The 18,044-nt window shown below is 41.4% G+C and carries 19 protein-coding genes; 16 read left to right on the top strand and 3 right to left on the bottom strand.

Translation table 11 applies throughout. The features are described 5' to 3' along the window. Positions 1 to 172 precede the first annotated feature (172 nt). The 3 genes from J9537_RS13355 to J9537_RS13345 all read left to right on the top strand — a co-directional run bounded on the left by J9537_RS13355 (position 173) and on the right by J9537_RS13345 (position 3,209). Positions 173 to 1,201 carry a hypothetical protein gene (locus tag J9537_RS13355; protein ID WP_010745275.1) on the top strand — a complete coding sequence of 343 codons (1,029 nt, stop codon included), beginning with the start codon at positions 173 to 175 and terminating at the stop codon, positions 1,199 to 1,201. A gap of 377 nt (positions 1,202 to 1,578) precedes the next feature. Beyond that, positions 1,579 to 2,505: a sulfurtransferase gene (locus tag J9537_RS13350; RefSeq protein WP_010745276.1), complete on the top strand. Its 927-nt coding sequence runs from the start codon at positions 1,579 to 1,581 to the stop codon at positions 2,503 to 2,505. Continuing rightward, on the top strand, positions 2,505 to 3,209 hold the full coding sequence (locus tag J9537_RS13345) for a TVP38/TMEM64 family protein (RefSeq protein ID WP_010745277.1): 705 nt from the start codon (positions 2,505 to 2,507) through the stop codon (positions 3,207 to 3,209). The genes J9537_RS13350 and J9537_RS13345 overlap by 1 nt, the downstream gene beginning before the upstream one ends. A gap of 36 nt (positions 3,210 to 3,245) precedes the next feature. On the opposite strand, the gene J9537_RS13340 is transcribed toward J9537_RS13345, so the two are convergent. After that, the gene (locus J9537_RS13340) at positions 3,246 to 4,163 is read right to left on the bottom strand and encodes a DUF975 family protein (RefSeq protein ID WP_028020025.1); all 918 of its coding nucleotides are present in this window, start codon (positions 4,161 to 4,163) and stop codon (positions 3,246 to 3,248) included. A gap of 181 nt (positions 4,164 to 4,344) precedes the next feature. Here J9537_RS13340 and J9537_RS13335 point away from each other — a divergent pair, with 181 nt between their 5' ends. Genes J9537_RS13335 through J9537_RS13325 form a run of 3 tightly spaced genes read left to right on the top strand, consistent with a single transcriptional unit; the run spans position 4,345 to position 5,513 of the window. Continuing rightward, positions 4,345 to 4,554, top strand: a complete 210-nt coding sequence (locus J9537_RS13335; protein ID WP_028020024.1) for a helix-turn-helix transcriptional regulator — start codon at positions 4,345 to 4,347, stop codon at positions 4,552 to 4,554. Between the two features lie 3 nt (positions 4,555 to 4,557). After that, on the top strand, positions 4,558 to 4,941 hold the full coding sequence (locus tag J9537_RS13330; RefSeq protein ID WP_010745280.1) for a hypothetical protein: 384 nt from the start codon (positions 4,558 to 4,560) through the stop codon (positions 4,939 to 4,941). A 38-nt stretch (positions 4,942 to 4,979) separates the two neighbouring features. After that, entirely contained in the window at positions 4,980 to 5,513 is a 534-nt protein-coding gene (locus J9537_RS13325) for a helix-turn-helix domain-containing protein (RefSeq protein ID WP_010745281.1), read from the top strand. An 88-nt stretch (positions 5,514 to 5,601) separates the two neighbouring features. Here the strand turns inward: J9537_RS13325 and J9537_RS13320 are convergent, their stop codons facing one another. Further along, positions 5,602 to 5,835 (bottom strand): DUF3592 domain-containing protein, encoded by a 234-nt coding sequence (locus J9537_RS13320; protein WP_010745282.1) that lies wholly within the window; start codon positions 5,833 to 5,835, stop codon positions 5,602 to 5,604. Between the two features lie 110 nt (positions 5,836 to 5,945). Further along, positions 5,946 to 6,557 carry a 30S ribosomal protein S4 gene (gene rpsD / locus J9537_RS13315; RefSeq protein WP_010745283.1) on the bottom strand — a complete coding sequence of 204 codons (612 nt, stop codon included), beginning with the start codon at positions 6,555 to 6,557 and terminating at the stop codon, positions 5,946 to 5,948. Positions 6,558 to 6,918: 361 nt separating this feature from the next. On the opposite strand from rpsD, the gene J9537_RS13310 reads away from it, so the two are divergent. From J9537_RS13310 to msrB, 10 genes are all read left to right on the top strand, one after another. Beyond that, a complete protein-coding gene (locus J9537_RS13310; protein WP_010745284.1) occupies positions 6,919 to 7,557 on the top strand; it encodes a DNA alkylation repair protein in 639 nt (212 codons plus the stop codon). A gap of 15 nt (positions 7,558 to 7,572) precedes the next feature. After that, entirely contained in the window at positions 7,573 to 8,352 is a 780-nt protein-coding gene (locus tag J9537_RS13305; RefSeq protein WP_010745285.1) for a Cof-type HAD-IIB family hydrolase, read from the top strand. Positions 8,353 to 8,774: 422 nt separating this feature from the next. Continuing rightward, positions 8,775 to 9,893, top strand: a complete 1,119-nt coding sequence (locus J9537_RS13300; RefSeq protein ID WP_010745286.1) for a DUF4352 domain-containing protein — start codon at positions 8,775 to 8,777, stop codon at positions 9,891 to 9,893. Continuing rightward, positions 9,886 to 10,962, top strand: coding sequence for a zinc ribbon domain-containing protein (locus tag J9537_RS13295; protein WP_010745287.1), 1,077 nt, complete (start codon positions 9,886 to 9,888; stop codon positions 10,960 to 10,962). The genes J9537_RS13300 and J9537_RS13295 overlap by 8 nt, the downstream gene beginning before the upstream one ends. A 132-nt stretch (positions 10,963 to 11,094) precedes the next feature. Continuing rightward, positions 11,095 to 11,889 (top strand): TIGR00282 family metallophosphoesterase, encoded by a 795-nt coding sequence (locus J9537_RS13290; RefSeq protein WP_010745288.1) that lies wholly within the window; start codon positions 11,095 to 11,097, stop codon positions 11,887 to 11,889. Between the two features lie 15 nt (positions 11,890 to 11,904). Further along, the gene (locus tag J9537_RS13285; protein ID WP_010745289.1) at positions 11,905 to 12,291 is read left to right on the top strand and encodes a YlbF family regulator; all 387 of its coding nucleotides are present in this window, start codon (positions 11,905 to 11,907) and stop codon (positions 12,289 to 12,291) included. Further along, positions 12,291 to 14,846 (top strand): DNA mismatch repair protein MutS, encoded by a 2,556-nt coding sequence (gene mutS, locus J9537_RS13280; protein WP_010745290.1) that lies wholly within the window; start codon positions 12,291 to 12,293, stop codon positions 14,844 to 14,846. Before J9537_RS13285 ends, mutS begins: the two co-directional genes overlap by 1 nt. A gap of 21 nt (positions 14,847 to 14,867) precedes the next feature. After that, entirely contained in the window at positions 14,868 to 16,868 is a 2,001-nt protein-coding gene (mutL, locus tag J9537_RS13275; protein ID WP_010745291.1) for a DNA mismatch repair endonuclease MutL, read from the top strand. 15 nt (positions 16,869 to 16,883) lie between these two features. Then, positions 16,884 to 17,441 (top strand): Maf family protein, encoded by a 558-nt coding sequence (locus tag J9537_RS13270; protein ID WP_010745292.1) that lies wholly within the window; start codon positions 16,884 to 16,886, stop codon positions 17,439 to 17,441. 155 nt (positions 17,442 to 17,596) lie between these two features. Beyond that, positions 17,597 to 18,025: a peptide-methionine (R)-S-oxide reductase MsrB gene (msrB, locus tag J9537_RS13265; RefSeq protein ID WP_010745293.1), complete on the top strand. Its 429-nt coding sequence runs from the start codon at positions 17,597 to 17,599 to the stop codon at positions 18,023 to 18,025. Positions 18,026 to 18,044: the final 19 nt, after the last annotated feature.

Here is an 18,044-nt window from a genome sequence, read left to right as displayed (position 1 = left end):
TCTGGTAAAAAATAGTACTGAAAGACTCAATCAAATTCGTCTCTTTTAACGATAATTTTAATTTATAAAATTTAGAGAAAACAAAAATAAAAGCGTATTTTTAATTGAAGGATAAAAATAGTACGACTTGAAATGACTTAAAACATACTATAAAAATTAAGGAGTGGAAATTATGCAAACACAACGATTAGGCCAAAGACAGCTTCTGAATATGATGAAGGGAAACTTAGAAAAAAGAATATTACAAGTATACGGTGAAACAGAGGATGTACCGTCTGTTATTGAGTATGCAGTTGCACTCCTTGTACGACATGCTTTGTCCGTCGCGGATTTCTCTTTTATGTGTCATGAATTAATCAGAGAACTATTCCTGACGGCAGTGCCTTGTACAACGATGCGCCGTTTCAGTGTCTTTTTCGAAGCATATTTTGACGAAGAAGAATGGAGAAACGTCGTTGACCGTTTATATAAAGATGAACAGGACTATCTCGCTGCTACTGCAGAAGCACGAGCAAGCAAGGGATATTTAAAGGAAAAAGACTCAATGAGAACGGATGAATTAGCCGATCACCAGTTTATTCTTCGTTCTACCTTCAAAGGGGCGAATGGCCGAAAGCATACTTGGACCCTAAAAAATGCACATCCCGTTAGAAACGAAGAAGAATTGGTAGGTGCATTAAAAATTCTAACAATGCTGACCATTTTTGAGACAAATGGCGTACGAAAATTTACTGAATTTGTTGAGGTTTTCCGAGATGCACTCGCTCCGGATCTGCATTATGTGGAAGAACTAGAGGAGCCTTCAGAAGCTGATGAGTACGCATTTGTGAAAAGTGAACAGAAAATAAATGTGCAAAAAGGAACCAGTTCAATGCAAAAAGCGAATGAGCGAAAGAAGGGTTTAGTACATTCGAATGAAGAAGAAATTAACGGACTAAACCATGCCTCGGAATCAAAAGGGATTGGGAAATTTGAACCGAAAGTGATAGCTGAAAGCTCAAACATAGTTCGTCCTTTTGAAAGAAATCTAGGAACATTGGAGAAAGTCAAAAATACCAGTAAGAAAAAAACAAAGGATGGAAAACAAAAGAATAAACAAGACTATTTTGGCAAAAGTGAAGAACAAGTTATAGAAGGTAGAAATGAACGGAAACTGAAACAAAGAGTCGCCAAGCTGCTCGGGAAAAAGAAGCGAAAATAAATGTAGTAAGATATAGTTTGGTTTTTCGTGAGAATAATACAAGGCGTATTGTAAAAAAATAAAGCGTTTTATATACTTTACCTAAGGGCAAAATTTGAGTGAGAGGGGAGCGAGTATTTTGAATTTTCATCGGTGATTATGAGTAACACCTTGCCTTAGAGTCTCTAAGAATGTGAATTTAAAATTCTCCTCCCTGACGATGCTTCTTTTACCATAGGTATAATGCCTACACCGTAAGAAGTCGTTTGAGAACATACGGGGGTATGTTTCTTTTAGTGCATCTACTGAAAGTAGTAGCTGCACAAATGAGAGGGGATTCCTGGACTTTGACCGAAACATTAGGGTCAACAAAAAACGACAAGTGAATGGAGAAGAAGATGAAGAAAACAATTATTGGACTGTTGGCGTTAGTTACGCTAGGATTGACTGCTTGTGGTGGTGGAAGTGACGAAACAACCGACACAGCCAAGGCGAAAAAGGAAACGGAAGCATTTACTGGAGAATACATTGTAAATGCTGATTATGTGAAGAAAAACCTAGACGATGTTATTTTGATTGATGCGCGGGGTGAAGAAGAAGCCAATAAAGGAACCGTAAAAGGTGCGACAGCGATCGGCTGGCAGAATTTAGCATCGGTGGAAGAAGGCGCTTCAGGAGATGAGAAATGGGGCTTGGTTCTTGAACCGAAGGAACTAGCTAAACGCTTAGGTGAGAAAGGGATCGCAAAAGACAAAGAAATCGTACTGTTTGCTGGAGCGCAAAAAGGCTGGGGCGATGATGGCCGAATTGCTTGGGAGTTATTGGCAGCCGGTTACAAGGATGTAAAAATGGTTGATGGCGGCTTTGCAGCCTTAAAAAAAGCAGGATTAGAAACGGATATCGAGAGCACAAAATTGGACCCAGTTGATGTCACGATTGATTCAATTGATCAAACACATATCATTCGAACAGATGAGTTGAAAAAGGACTATGATGAGTACAAAATCGTCGATGTCCGAGAGGATAAAGAATACGAAGGAGACGTCTTGTATGGAGAAGCCAAGGGCGGACATTTGCCTGATGCGATTCATATTCCCTTTACTGATTTGTTCAATAGCAATGGAAAATTAAAAAGTAAGAAAGATTTAACCAAGCTTTTTGAGGATGCGGGATTAGCCAAAGAGGATAAAATCGTTACTTATTGTACAGCGGGCATTCGTTCGGCCTACATGGAATTAGTGATGGATATGTGCGGCTTCAAGCAAGTAAAAAATTATGATGGCTCTTATTATCGTTGGGCAAAAGTTGAGGATGTAGAAAAATAATGTCTAAACTAAATAAACGCAAGCTTGCGAGAATCTTGTTGATTCTGTTTATGCTGCTAGCAGTAGTGGCCTTTTACTTTGTTCCAGGAGTTCGCTCGAAGGTCACGCAGGTGTTGATGCTGTTTCGTTCGATGAGTGTGGAAAGTATCGTAGGCTATTTACGTTCCTTTGGTATTTGGGCAGTTGTTATCTCATTTCTGCTGATGATGTTCCAGTCCATTATCGCACCATTGCCAGCCTTCTTAATTACGTTTGCTAATGCGGCTGTTTTTGGCTGGTGGCAAGGCGCGTTGCTTTCCTGGACCAGTGCGATGGCGGGAGCACTCGTTTGCTTCTACATTGCGCGGATTGCAGGACGAGATATCGTAGAACGATTGAACAAGAATTTTTCATTAGAGTCGTTGGACGCTTATTTTGATCGGTATGGCAAGCACACCATTCTGATCTGTCGTCTGCTGCCATTTATCTCTTTTGATTTTGTCAGCTATGCGGCAGGTTTAACGGCAATCAAGCCTATACCGTTCTTGATTGCCACAGGAATTGGACAATTACCAGCGACAGTTGTTTATTCGTATGTTGGCAGCAATCTAACAGGCAGTACGAAAACCATTCTGTTTGGTTTGCTAAGTATGTTTGCGCTGTTCATCGCGGTGTACGTCTTCAAACAAATCTATCAAGGCCGGCAGGCAAAAACGAATAAATAAAGAAACGTCAGCTATATTTTTAGCTGACGTTTCTTTTTAAGCTTCACTATGTTTTTCTACATAGTGATTATAAAGCATGTCTAAGAATTGAATCTCAGTAACATTTTGATAAGGCATAATGTAGAAGTTTGTAACTTGGAAGAATGCGATCAAATTCCAGAAAAAGAAGGAATAGCGCAGAATCAAAAATTCCATTTTATAGCCATCCATAATTTGACGGCTTAGCAAAATCGCATCCGAAGCGCTCAAGGTGTCGTCTTTTTCTAGTAAGTAATTAGTCATTGCATAAGAAGCGCTTTTTACAATTCCTGGGATAACGAAAAGTAGTGACCAGAAGAACGTGTAGATGGCCATTAAAACATTTGCTTTTAAGACGCGATTTTTTTGTGCTTTGATAAAATAAGCAAAAATTTGCAGCCCATCTGCACGATTGCCTCGCAGCGTGTGAATCGCACACCATTGTAAAACAGCTGTAGAAAGTGCGGCAATCAGTAATATTAAGATCAGCGCAGCAATCATCACTAAAAACCATAAGAAGGTCGAAACACCGGAAAATGGACGACTGTAACCATAGCTATAATCATAATTGTAATTGTAATAGCCATAAGGAGAAACAAGACCTAAAATGCTATTGGTAAAGAAGCGGACATAAGCAAATTGGAAAATAAAACCTGCGACAATGTTTGCACCAATCAGGAGAAGGATCGTTTTACACCATTCTCCATACCTGCCGGATAATTTCTCTTGGGCATGCTTTTTAATGTCAGCACGTGTAACATTTAAGCCTTCCGCTTTTTCTAGCTCTAGTTCAAAGTGATCCTTTGGTTGTACTTGAACAAAAGGTTCGTTATTGTCGTCTTCGTTTGGAGTTCCTTGCTCCAAATTGAATCCGCAGGCCGGACAAAACTTCGCTTCCGCTCGTAATTCCGCACCACAATTGGGACAATATTTCATTTTTCCACCCTTTTCTTTTTCATTCAATATCATCTAATCATTATCATTGATAAGCCAATATTCGTCAATAACCGATAAGTGAAAGATTTAGCAGCTTCTTCCAGCTATACAAGTATTTCTTTACTGTAGGTGAAGAATGACTTATGATTTAGTAAAGATATCTTTACTAGGAGCGAAGAAATTGAGTGTCGTAAATCATATTCGAGAAATCAGAGAAGAAAAGAAGATTCCACAAAAAGAAATGGCTCAGGCACTGGGGGTTTCACGCCAAACAATGACTGCGATCGAAAAAGGAAAGTATAATCCTAGTTTAGAGCTTTCATTGAAAATAGCGGCTTACTTTGATAGGCCGTTTGATGAAATTTTTTATTTGGATGAAGGGAAGGATTAATGAATGGGCTTTTTCCGTATATCGGGTGTGAATAATTATATAGCAGGGGCATTGCTTATTTTTGGTTTGTTGGCTCTGTATGCACTTGGGTCTTCAATATATTTTTTAGTCAAAGAAATTTTTAGGAAGAATGATGAACTGGTAAGAAAAATCGTCTTTGATTCTATGGCAATGAGCTTTGGAATCATCCTACTTTTACACATCGTGCAGATGGTTATTCGAGTTGTACACTTTAATAAAACCGGTCAAGATATCAATTTAATAGTGACTCCGGGATTAGCGATTTATCAATTAGGTGATGTACCTCTGCACCTTGAATCTTTTGGTGTTGATCTTGGGATTTTTGCCTTGTGTCTATTTGTAAATCGATTACGTTATCGACTTTAGTAAAAACAAAAATTAATAGATGTGAAGGAGGAAAAGTGATGAAAAATGTTCTAGATATTTATTTGAAGAAGAAGGGCATAACAAGGAGCGAGCTCTCAAAAAAAGAAGAGCTTTCGGAACAAAAATTGGCTAGAATCAGCAAACAGAATCCAGACAGCTATTCAGAAGAAACGCTTGAGTTATTGGCGAAGGGATTAGCTACCACACCTGCAGAGGTATTAGAGGAATTGAGATCAATTCGTGATAGTGACGCGCTCTATCAAGTAACGAATATCAATGAGCTAAGACAAAAAGTGAAAGAGAAGGAAGAAGAGTTCCTTGTTGAAGGTGATTTCAGAGAATTATTGAAAGAAATCGAAGGAAGCAGAGTGTCTGAAACTGCTGAATTAGGCTTTCAATTGGGGTCTGGAGGATCAGGAACTGTGCTGGCACAGGCCGTTTTGCGAGTGATGAACTTTTTTGAAGAAGATACAAAATTAGAAAATTTGAAGCAAGACATTGCGCAGCTTTATACCATCGAGTTCATTAATGAAGAAGAAGCGAAGCTGCGCTTAAAGCAGTTAGATTATTAATTAATATGCAGCTACACCCGCGGTTTTCTACTCAGACCCGCGGGTGTTTTGGTGCATGAAAGATATCCAGGAAATGACCTAAATCGGCCTATCTGATTCGTTTGATTTTGGTAGGATCATTTTTATCGTATCTGATTTTTATGGTATCACCAACTTGATAACTTAATGGGACGGTAATACTTCTTTTAGAAATGTGTTTAAATCCATCCACCACATAAGAGACAATCGCAAATTTTGCGTTTCCGATGACAACTTTTTGGGGAGCTGCAGTAACAACTTCTTCGATAGTAGCAAGTGTTTCGACAGTTTCTGCTTTTTTCATTTTTGTTCCCTCCATAAGTAAATGATACACTTTAGCTTGCGTTGTGACGTATCGAAGTTGAAAAAAACACCCAAATCCATGAAAAAGGATTTGGGTGTCTGTAAGAAGTCTTACATTAATTTGTTGTAGAATTCAACGACTAATGATTCGTCGATTTCTGGGTTGATTTCATCACGTTCTGGTAAACGAGACAATGAACCTTCTAATTTTTCATCGTCGAAGCTTACGAAAGCAGGACGACCAACAGCTGATTCAACTGCTTCTTTTACTGTAACCATGTTTTTAGATTTTTCACGGATACCGACAACTTGACCAACTTCTACTTCGTATGAAGCGATGTCAACACGTTTGCCATCGACAGTTACGTGACCGTGGTTAACTAATTGACGAGCTTGACGACGAGTTGAAGCCAAACCTAGACGGTAAACCACGTTATCTAGACGACGTTCTAGTAAGATCATGAAGTTAACACCGTGTTTACCTTCTTTGATTTTGCTAGCGCGTACGAATAAGTTACGGAATTGACGTTCGTTTAATCCGTAGATGAAACGTAATTTTTGTTTTTCTGACATTTGCAAGCCGTATTCAGATTTCTTTCCACGGCTGTTTGGTCCATGTTGACCTGGAGCGTATGGACGACGTGCTAATTCTTTACCTGTTCCTGATAATGAGATACCAAGACGACGAGATTGTTTCCATGATGGTCCTGTATAACGAGACATTAAAAATTCCTCCAATAAATTGTTTTGGAGTAAAATAATCCGTTGAAAAATTCATATCCGTGTAGTTCGTTCTTCAATCTTCACCTTCGCAGCCGCGGTTACACAATTGAACCAATGCTGGCAACGAACTAGGGACGGGCTATTATTCTTCTGCTGCATTATTTTACACAAAGGTCAGTATAACTGAAAAACGTGGCTTGAGTCAAGTTCAGCTGTTGCTTTTTTGAAAAAAATGTGTTAATTGTTGGGTGCTGGCAAAAAACGATTACTTTCTTTCAAAGTCAGTGAAAATATTGACGGAGAATTACGGAATAACATTTTGCAAATTCTCTGAAACTTCTCTACAATGAAGGAGGAAAAGATGGAACCTTTGATTTTTCCGCATCAAATTGAAAATATTGGACCAATGACTCGTTATATGAAAAACCTTTTTCCTTTTTGCGGCGTCAAAAAACCACAGCGTGCATTGCTGGAACGTCCTTATTTAAAGGAAAGCCTGAAGCTGCCGATGCCAGAGCTGTTAGAGGAGATTTTTCGCAATTTCTACAAAGAAGAGCGAGAGTATCAATATTATGCAATTGATTTGGCTCAAAAGAACATCAAACGTTTTTCGCTAGATGATTTGGCAGCATTGCTTCCTTTGTTAGGGGAAAAAACTTGGTGGGACAGTATTGACGCTTGGCGCAAAGTTTTTTCTACGTGGGTTTTGGCGCATCCTACGGAGATCAAACGGGTTTATGCGTTTTTTTATCAGCACGAAAATTTTTGGTATCGGCGAGTAGCGATCAACTTACAGTTGATGTTTAAAGAGCAAACCGATACAGAGTTATTGGCGCAAGCGATCTTAGCAGATTTGACGACCGAGGAGTTTTTTATCCAGAAGGCGATCGGCTGGGCATTGCGAGATTATAGTAAAGTGAATCCTGATTGGGTAAGAAATTTTATGCAGCAGCATTCATTAAGTAAGTTAGCCCTACGTGAGGGCAGCAAATACATATAAATGGAGAGATAAATTTTGGAAAGAAAATTAATCGCACTAGACATTGACGGGACCTTGTTGAGCAGCCAAAGAAAACCATTGGACAGCACGATGAAGGCGTTGAAGGCATTACGTGAAGCTGGACACTTAGTGACTATTGCGACGGGACGTTCCCGCTTGTTGGCTGGTGATGTGATTCATCAATTAGGTTGTTCGAATTATATCATCTGTAACGGATCGGCTGGCTTTTTAGATCATGAGCAAGTCTATAAGCATACGCTTGATCGCGAAGCCCTGACTCGGATGATTGAATTCGCAAGTGCACGTGAAGTCGACATCATGCTTTTCGGGCTAGATTCCTTTGGACGTGTGACGGATTTTGACGCGTCAAAAGTAAGCAATGCAATGAATTCTTTTGGACAGCAAGCGCCAGAATATGAAGAAGATTATTTCTCTAAACATGAGGTCTATCAAGGCTGTGCCTTTTATGATCAGTCAATGGATGAAGAATTCCAAGCGGCCTTTCCAGAATTTCGTTTGGTCCGTTGGCATGAGAACAGTGTCGATATTATTCCAAATCCTGGCTCAAAAGCGCAAACGATTTTGGCTTTAGCGAAAAAAGTCGGGATTAAACCAGAAAACATCGTTACTTTCGGCGATGGCAATAATGACATTGAAATGTTGAACTTGGCAGGAACAGGGGTTGCGATGGGCAATGCGGCAACTCACGTCAAAGAAGCAGCCAATCTCGTGACTGATACAAACGATCAAGATGGTATTTACAAAGCTTTACGCCAATTAGAATTGGTTCATTAATAAGTAGTGATTAAACGAACTGGGGGAGGACTCTCGGTTCGTTTTTACGTGCTTTTTAATCGAGCGACCAGTCATTAGTCAATTATTGAAGCCTTTGAGTATTTTGTTCCTAAAAAAAATAAAATTCAGATAAAAAACCAATTTTCTAAAAAAATGAGAACGACACAATTAAGAAACTAAGCAGGAAATGTTTCGTTGATTGAAAGAAAACGAAGGAGAAAATGACAAATTAAATAGAATTAAATATTATAAGATTCTATTTCAACATTTTGCTTTATTAATTTTGTTTGTTTTTTTAAATTCTATCGACTTGTTGCTAATTTCTTTAACGGTGTTGACGAAGACGCTATTTTCCGTTTATCATATAGATAATAAGTGTTTTTTTATGTGCTTATTAAATAGGGTATTTAGGAGGAGTACGCATGAAAAAGTTTAGGGTTTTTAGCGGATTGGTTTTACTGAGCAGCTTGTTACTAACATTGACTGCTTGTTCAGGCGGCGGTGAGTCGAAAAAAGAAGATAAAAAGGAAAATACAGCACAATCTTCTAAGGTTGAATTGAGTGTCGAAGGCGGTAGTTACATCATCCCTGATGGGGAAAAGGTTGATGATGAAACGGGCTTTTTGGCATTGGATATCAAAGTCAAAAACAAATCTAAGGACAAATTAGATGTTTCCTCTACTGATTTTGCTTTGTATGATGAAGATGGGAAAAAAGTTTCTTCGGAGCATGTTTATGACTCGAATGATAACTTTAAAGTAATGAGTAGTGAAAGTCTGTCTGAAGATAAGAGTTTTACGGAGCCGCTAGTTTTTGAAGTGAAAAAAGATGCGGAATATGAGCTGCACTATAAACCAATGTATTATTCAGATGAAGACAAAGATGAGGGTGTTGAGCTGAAGCTGAACACAAAGAAATACAATGATGATACAAAAGCTGTTCAGGCCTTGACAGGGCAGTATATCACAAAAGTCTTTTATGGTTCTGATGAAGTGAAAGAGGAAGAGAAGAAAGCTGCTGGAAAACTTGAATTGGCTAACGATGTGGACGCGGAAAGAAAAACCTTCAAAGAAGAGAGCATCAATAGTTTGAAGGACGAATTCTCTGACTACGAGCCATCAACAGCGGAACTGGACAAAGTCATTACACAGATCCAGCAGACAAATGCGGAAAAAGGCAAAGTGACCTATAGCTTTAAGGAATTCTTCCCTGAATCCGCGGTGATTTACGTTCGTCCGGAAATGGTATTTTTAGATGATGTTGATACAGAATCTATTACGGATAAATTCGTAGAGGAAAATGAGGGGAAATATACAGACTATACTAGTGTTCGTCGCGATGCTGAAAAATATTTGCTGCAGGAATTGCCAGCGAAAATCAATGAAGCACCGATTAATACTGATGACAATATGAACGGTGAAGGCTACCAAGTGAAGCTTGAGAAAAAAGACGGCAAGTGGGAAATCAACTCAGCGAATGAAAGCCGGAATTACTATTTTAAATCAATGAAAGCGGCCTTTAGAGGCGGGCTTGATGAATAGAAAGACTGGAACGCTGGCAGTTATTGCCATAATAGCCATAACTGTTTTTGGTTTCATCAGCTACTCCAGTTATAGAAACAGTGAAGAGGCAACGGTGGAGCGCCTTGCAACGGCACTTATTGAAAAGGATACTGAGACAGTAAAACAATACATGCCCAGCTATTCCAACAAAAAAAAGATTTCAAAAAATGCACGAACCGTCTTTTATCAGCAGGTAAAGAAGATGAAAAAAGAACAGGTTGTGAAGCTGCTGAAAAAGGAAGGGCATTTCACGATTGAAGAAGGCTCTTCCTTTAGAAAGCCGGCTCAGATCTATCCAACGGCTCGTTTTCTTGTCATTGAATTGCCTAAGGGCACAGAGCTTAGAGCCTCCATTCAAGGCCAAGAAGTCTCCGGTGACTATGTGGAAGACTGGAATAAATATACCTTCGGCCCTTTCTTGCCAGGCGAATACGATGTAGTCTATGAAATGGCACATCCAAAATTTGGTGCAAAAGAAGCCAAGGAAACAGTCGACCTGAATTCAGAGGATCAGCGGTTGACGGTTAAAGAAAATAGCTTGTATGAAGGGAATCAAGCCTTTCAAAAACATTTGCTAGCCTCAGCGGTCAACTATTTTGATTCCTTTAATCAAGGGATTCGTGACGGTCTGAACGTCTCACAACTGATAGCCTCCAAGGAGCATAAGGAAGAGATGAAGACGGGCTTTGATCAATTGAAGCCCTACTTAAAGAGCTTCGATCAGCAGTTTCAGAACATTAAGATTGATTGTGATTCGATCTCGGTAAACAACGGCCAAACGAAGGTTCAATTGGACTTGTACATTGATCTTAAACGTTCGATGCAATTGGTGGAGGAAGTCGGAATCGATGAAGCGCTGTTTTCAGATAGACAAAATGCGATTGCCAGCCTTGTTTATGAGGAAGAACAGAAAAAATGGCTGATCGATGAACTGGATTTTAACACCTACCAGCAAGACCCTGAGAAATGGGAGCATGTGAAAAGTTATCACTCGGAAAATGAACAAAATGCGCATTGGGATAAGGATGGCGCCGCCGAGGTTGTTTAAAAAGTAGAAACTGCGGGTGAACGACTGCCTGCAGTTTTTTAATTGCCTTCAGCAAGTTGAATGGAATCTTTTATTTTCAAGCAAAAACAACTATAATAAGACAAGATGCTTAACTAGAGAAGGGGAAAAAAAGTGCGCTTATTATTCATTGGGGATGTTGTTGGTTCGTTAGGTCGGCAAATGCTGAGCGATTATTTACCGCGATTGAAGAAGAAATACCATCCACAGTTGACGATCGTCAATGGCGAGAACGCGGCAGCTGGTCGTGGAATTACGGAAAAAATCTATAAGAAATTTTTGCAAGATGGTGTTGATGTTGTAACGATGGGGAACCATACGTGGGACAACAAAGCGATTTTTGAATTTATAACTGACGCGAAGAAAATGATCCGACCTGCGAACTTTCCAGAAGGTGCACCAGGGAAGGGCCATCTATATGTGAAGGTGAACGACCTAGAGCTTGCGATCATCAACCTGCAGGGACGTTCATTCATGACAGATCTAGACGATCCTTTTCGTATCGCGGATCAGTTGATCACTGAAGCACAGAAGCGTACGCCTTACATTTTTGTGGATTTCCATGGAGAAACAACGAGTGAAAAACAGGCGATGGGCTGGTTCGCAGATGGCCGTGTTTCGGCAGTCGTGGGCACCCATACCCATGTTCAAACCAATGATGCACGAATTTTACCTAAGGGAACAGCTTATCTGACAGATGTTGGAATGACTGGACCTTACGATGGTATTTTAGGAATGAAGAAAGAACCGATCATTGAAAAATTTTTAACCGCACTGCCGCATCGTTTTGAAGTGATCGAAGAAGGTCGAACAGTGTTATCGGCTTGCGTGATCGACATTGATAAGAACGGTCACGGACAAAAGATTGAAACAGTTTTAATCAACGAGGATCGTCCATTTAGAGAATAGAAGCAGAGGGATAAAATGAATCTAGCAAATGAAGCCGCCGTTGAAGCGGCTTTATCTCATTTAACCGCATTATTAGGGGAAAATGAAATAATTATCCGTTTTCAACAGCTGAAAAAACGAGTAGAAGAAAACGACACACTTCAGGAATTAGAAGAAGGCATCAAAGCTGCACAAAAAGATGCGGTACAGTTTGCCCACTACGGCAAACCCGAAGCAGAACGAGAAGCATTGAAGGAAGCGGATCGTCTGACTAAAGAATTCGATCAGCATCCATTAGTCATCGCATACCGCGAACAGCTATTTGAAGCAAACGACCTGCTGCAGCACTTGACCAATATGATCCAAAAAGAGGTCAATGCCGCGATAGAAGCAGATGAAGCAACAGAGGAGGGAGCGCAATAATGCCTCAAAAAACGAAAAATACGCCGATGATGGAACAATATTTGGCGATCAAGGAACAATATAAAGACGCATTTTTATTTTACCGTTTGGGAGATTTTTACGAGCTCTTTAATGAGGATGCGATCAAGGTTTCACAGCTATTGGAGCTTACACTAACCAGCCGAAATCGGAATGCGGAGGATCCGATTCCTATGTGCGGAGTCCCCCACCATTCAGCTCAAGGGTACATTGATACCTTGGTTGAACAAGGCTATAAAGTAGCCATTTGTGAGCAAATGGAGGATCCCAAACAAGCCAAAGGGATGGTCAAAAGAGAAGTCGTCCAGTTGATCACACCTGGAACGTTGATGGAAGGCAAGGGCATCGAAGCCAAAGCCAATAACTTTTTGACCGCAGTCACACAAGTTAAAGATAAATTTGGGTTTGCTTATGTCGATCTTTCGACAGGGGAGTTAAAAACTGCATTGTTACACGATGAAGAAGCGGTAATGAATGAAGCGACAGCTCTGCAAACGAAAGAGATTGTTTTAGGCAGCGAGATTCCAGAAGCGTTGCAGAAAAATTTGGCGGAACGCCTAGGCCTCGTCTTTTCACAGCAGGAAACGATCGAAGACAATGCTGAATTCAGCTTTTTAACCGCGGACATCACCGATGAGCTAGAAAAAGAAGCGACCGGCAAGCTGTTGACGTATCTATCTGTCACACAAAAACGCAGCTTAGGACATATTCAAAAAGCTGAGGAATATCAGCCGGAGCATTTTTTGAAGCTGGATTATTTCTCTAAAACCAACTTGGAATTGACTCGTTCGATCCGAACAGGGAAAAAACAAGGGACCTTACTGTGGCTCTTAGATGAAACGAAGACCGCGATGGGCGGACGTTTACTGAAGCAATGGATTGATCGTCCATTGATTCAAAAACGCCAGATCAATGCTCGTCAAGCGATGGTTTCTTCTTTATTGAACGCGTATTTTGAACGGATGGATCTGAATGAAGCACTGACGAAAGTGTATGATTTGGAGCGCTTAGCTGGTCGGGTTGCTTTTGGGAGCGTCAATGGACGTGATTTGATTCAATTGAAGACCTCGTTGATGCAGGTGCCACAGATTCGCCAATTGCTGACTGGGATCAATCAGGGAGAATGGAACGATCTGCTGGTTGATATGGAGCCTATGGATGATCTGGTCAATTTGATTGAAAAAGCGATCACCGATGATGCACCGCTGCAAATCACTGAAGGAAATGTCATCAAAGACGGGTACAACGAACAACTGGATCAATATCGGGAAGCCATGAAAAACGGCAAAACCTGGCTGGCAGAATTGGAAGCCCGCGAGCGTGAAGCAACAGGGATCAAGACCTTAAAAGTTGGCTATAACCGTGTGTTTGGCTACTATATCGAGATTACGAAGTCTAACTTGGCCAATCTAGAAGAAGGCAAATACGAGCGGAAACAAACTTTAGCGAATGCGGAACGCTTTATCACGCCAGAATTGAAGAAGCTAGAAACCTTGATTTTGGAAGCCGAAGAAAAATCGGTTGCGCTAGAATACAACCTTTTCCTAGAAGTACGAAATGAAGTCAAACAGGCGATTACACGTTTGCAAAAACTCGCGAAAAGCTTGAGTGCAACTGATGTGCTGCAAAGCTTTGCAACAGTCAGCGAGCGTTATCAATACGTGCAGCCGACAATGGAAGTCGGTACCCATAATTTGCAGATCAACGAAGGTCGTCATCCAGTTGTGGAGAAGGTCTTGGGGCATCAAGAATACATCCCAAACAGCGTCCACATGAATCCAGATGAATTGCTGCTATTGATTACTGGACCGAATATGTCTGGGAAAAGTACCTACATGCGACAATTAGCGTTGACAGTGATCATGGCGCAAATGGGCTGTTTTGTCCCTGCGGAAAGTGCGGAGCTGCCGATTTTCGATCAGATCTTTACCAGAATCGGAGCTAGTGATGATTTGATTGCGGGACAATCCACTTTCATGGTGGAAATGATGGAGGCGAATCAAGCGTTGCGTCATGCGACACCAAACAGTTTGATTCTGTTTGACGAATTGGGTCGTGGAACAGCAACTTACGACGGAATGGCCTTAGCACAGGCAATCATTGAATACATCCACAAAAATGTTAAGGCCAAGACGCTATTTTCAACCCACTATCATGAATTGACAGTCTTAGAAGAAACTTTGCCGCAGCTAAAAAATGTGCACGTGGGTGCTGTAGAGCAGAACGGCGAAGTTGTCTTCCTGCACAAATTAATGGATGGTCCCGCTGATAAAAGCTACGGGATTCACGTAGCCAAAATCGCTGGTATGCCTACCGACTTGCTTTCCCGTGCGGCAACGATTTTATCCGCTTTGGAAGCCGATACGCCGATACAGAAAAATATGGAAGTCGTTGAAGAAACGGAGCAACTCTCTTTGTTCAACGAAGTATCCACTGCTGAATTAGGAGTTGTGGATAGTATCAAGAAAGCCAATTTACTTGAAATGAATCCAATGGAGGCATTAAACTTCCTATACGAATTACAAAAACGGATTTAACACGAAGAAAGGACGGATACGATGGGGAAAATCCAAGAATTATCCGAACGCTTAGCCAATCAGATCGCGGCCGGAGAGGTTGTCGAACGTCCAGCCTCGGTCGTTAAGGAATTAGTCGAAAATGCTATTGATGCGAAGGCGACCCAAATCGATATTCTAATCGAAGAAGCCGGACTGAAAAAAATTCAGATCGTGGATAATGGTGAAGGCATCAGTCAAGACGATGTGGAAAATGCGTTTAAACGACACGCCACCAGCAAAATCCATAATCGGGATGACCTGTTCCGCATTCGAACATTGGGGTTCCGTGGAGAAGCCCTGCCCTCAATTGCCTCTGTTTCTGAAATGACCTTGGAGACAGCGACTGCTGATGAGACACAAGGGTCTTATCTGTTCTTGAAGGGTGGCAAAATTGAAGAGCAGCGTCCTACTTCATTACGAACGGGGACAAAGATCACCGTAGAAAACCTGTTTTTCAATACGCCGGCTCGGTTAAAATATGTTAAGACACTTCAAACCGAGCTTTCGAATATTGGTGACATTGTGAATCGGATGGCACTGAGTCATCCTCAGATTGCCTTTCGACTCGTTCATGATGGACACAAGATGTTAAGCACCAGCGGCAGTGGCGACTTGAAGCAAACGCTCGCTGGTATCTACGGGGTAGCGACAGCGAAGAAGATGCTAAAGGTCGAGGCGAAGGACTTAGATTTTACCCTCAATGGGTACGTCTCGCTGCCAGAGGTAACTCGGGCAAGTCGAAATTACTTATCCGTGATCATCAATGGTCGTTACATCAAGAACTATGCTCTGAATAAAGCGATCATCAACGGCTATCAATCAAAATTAATGGTAGGCCGTTATCCAATTGCGGTGCTGGAGATCACCATGGACCCGCTTTTGGTGGACGTGAATGTTCATCCAACCAAGCAGGAAGTTCGCTTATCGAAAGAAAAAGAACTAATGGACTTGATTAGTCGAGGGATTGCGGAGAGCCTGCGCCAGATTAATTTGATTCCAGATGTGGGTGAAAATCCAAGCTTCAAACGCAAAGTCGAAAAAATCCAAACCGAACAATTGGACCTGCCGCTAGAGGAACAGCCAAAGAAAAAAAGCGACTTGAACTACGATCCGAAGACCGGTATTTTCTATGTCGAACCTAAACAACCAGAAACAATTGAAACACCGGTACCTTTGAAGGAAGAAGTCGTGGAGAAGACGATGTCCGTGCCTCTGGAAAAAGAGCCAGAGAAGGCAGCAATCGTGGAAGAAACATCTGAACCGCTTGTGGAAGAGCCACCATCAGTTGAAGAAGAAAGCTGCGAAGAAACAGTGAGTGCCGATCATCCGGAGTTTGACTTAAGTACGCAATCCGGTGAAAAGGTGATTGAACAAGCGATTACGAAATTAGAGCAGGAGCAGCCGAAGGAACGTTTTCCGATGCTGGAATATTTTGGACAAATGCATGGAACGTATTTGTTCGCTCAAAGCAAAGACGGCTTGTACATCATCGATCAGCATGCGGCACAGGAGCGAATCAAATATGAGTATTTCCGTGAAAAAATCGGCGATGTTTCAGATGATCTGCAGGAACTGTTAGTTCCCTTTGTATTGGACTATCCCAACAATGACGCCATCAAACTGAAGGAGCAGACGGAACTTTTGCAGGAGGTTGGTATTTACTTAGAGGAGTTTGGCCCGAATAGTTTTATTGTCCGGGCACACCCAACCTGGTATCCCGCGGGACAGGAAGAAAGTATTATCCGAGAGATGATCGATATGCTATTGATTACCGGTTCGGTCAGTGTCAAAAAATTCCGTGAAGCGACTGCGATCATGATGAGTTGCAAGCGATCCATCAAGGCTAATCATCACTTGAATGAAGCCCAGGCACGAGTCTTGCTGACGGATTTGGCTCAATGTGAAAATCCTTTTAATTGTCCTCATGGTCGTCCTGTATTGATCCACTTTAACAATGGTGATATGGAACGGATGTTTAAACGAATTCAAGATCCACACTAGTTAGGAGCGCGAAAAATGACAGTTATATTAGCTTCACAGTCACCTAGGCGTCAAGAATTATTGCGTTGGTTGATTGATGATTTCAGTGTTCAGCCTGCGGACATCGACGAAGAGGTCAAAGATCAATATGCTCCCATCGACTATGTAATGGAAATGGCGCGACAAAAGGCGAAGGTCGTTGCGGATATACACTCAGAAGCATTAGTGATCGCCAGTGATACGGTAGTGGTATTGGGTGAACAGATCTTAGGAAAGCCCAAAAGTCGCGAAGAAGCCTTTGGCATGTTAAACAGTATGAGTGGCGGCAGCCACTTAGTCTATACTTCTGTAGTCATTCGCAAAGGGGACCAAGTGGAAGAAAAATTAACTTCCGCTAAAGTAACGTTTTACCTTTTGACAGAGGAAGAAATCAATCGTTATCTCGATAGCGATGACTACAAGGATAAGGCCGGTGCTTATGGTATCCAAAATGGCGCAGGCGTCTTCGTTGAAAAAATCGAAGGAGATTATTACAGCATCGTCGGTTTTCCAGTTGGCGCGGTCAATCAAATGCTGAAAAATTTTGACTATTAAGAGTTAGCTAACAACACTGAGCCTTTGCTTAGTGTTGTTTTTTTGCCAAGAGCAGAGACTGCGAATTCCTTAAGAGCTGAGCATATTCTTCGTATCTTTTTTTCAGCGGGTGTATGCTCAGCCTATTCAAAGGATTCGTGAAAGAGGGGAAAATAATGGAACAAGAAGAATTGAAAAAGAAGCTCTCGCCAATGGAATATGCAGTAACACAGGAAAATGCCACAGAACGTCCATTTTCTGGCAAATACGATGATTTTTATAAAAAAGGTATTTATGTTGATGTTGTTAGTGGTGAACCTTTATTCTCTTCTAGCGACAAGTATGATGCCGGCTGTGGATGGCCAGCCTTTAGCCGTCCAATCGAAAAACGTGGAGTGGCTGAGAAAGCTGATTTTTCTCACGGCATGCACCGAGTAGAGGTACGCAGCAAAGAAGCGGATTCTCACCTCGGACATGTATTCAATGATGGTCCACAGGATCAAGGCGGCTTACGCTACTGCATTAATTCCGCGGCATTACGCTTTATTCCGTTTGAAGAGATGGACGAAGCCGGCTATAGTCAATACAAAGAGCTCGTAAACTAAGATGTACCCAACCAAGGTA

This window comes from Enterococcus raffinosus (assembly GCF_019175485.1).
Classification (GTDB): Bacteria; Bacillota; Bacilli; order Lactobacillales; family Enterococcaceae; genus Enterococcus_A; species Enterococcus_A raffinosus.
The sequence above is the reverse complement of the archived record's forward strand: the minus strand, read 5'-3'. Positions and strand labels throughout refer to the sequence as shown.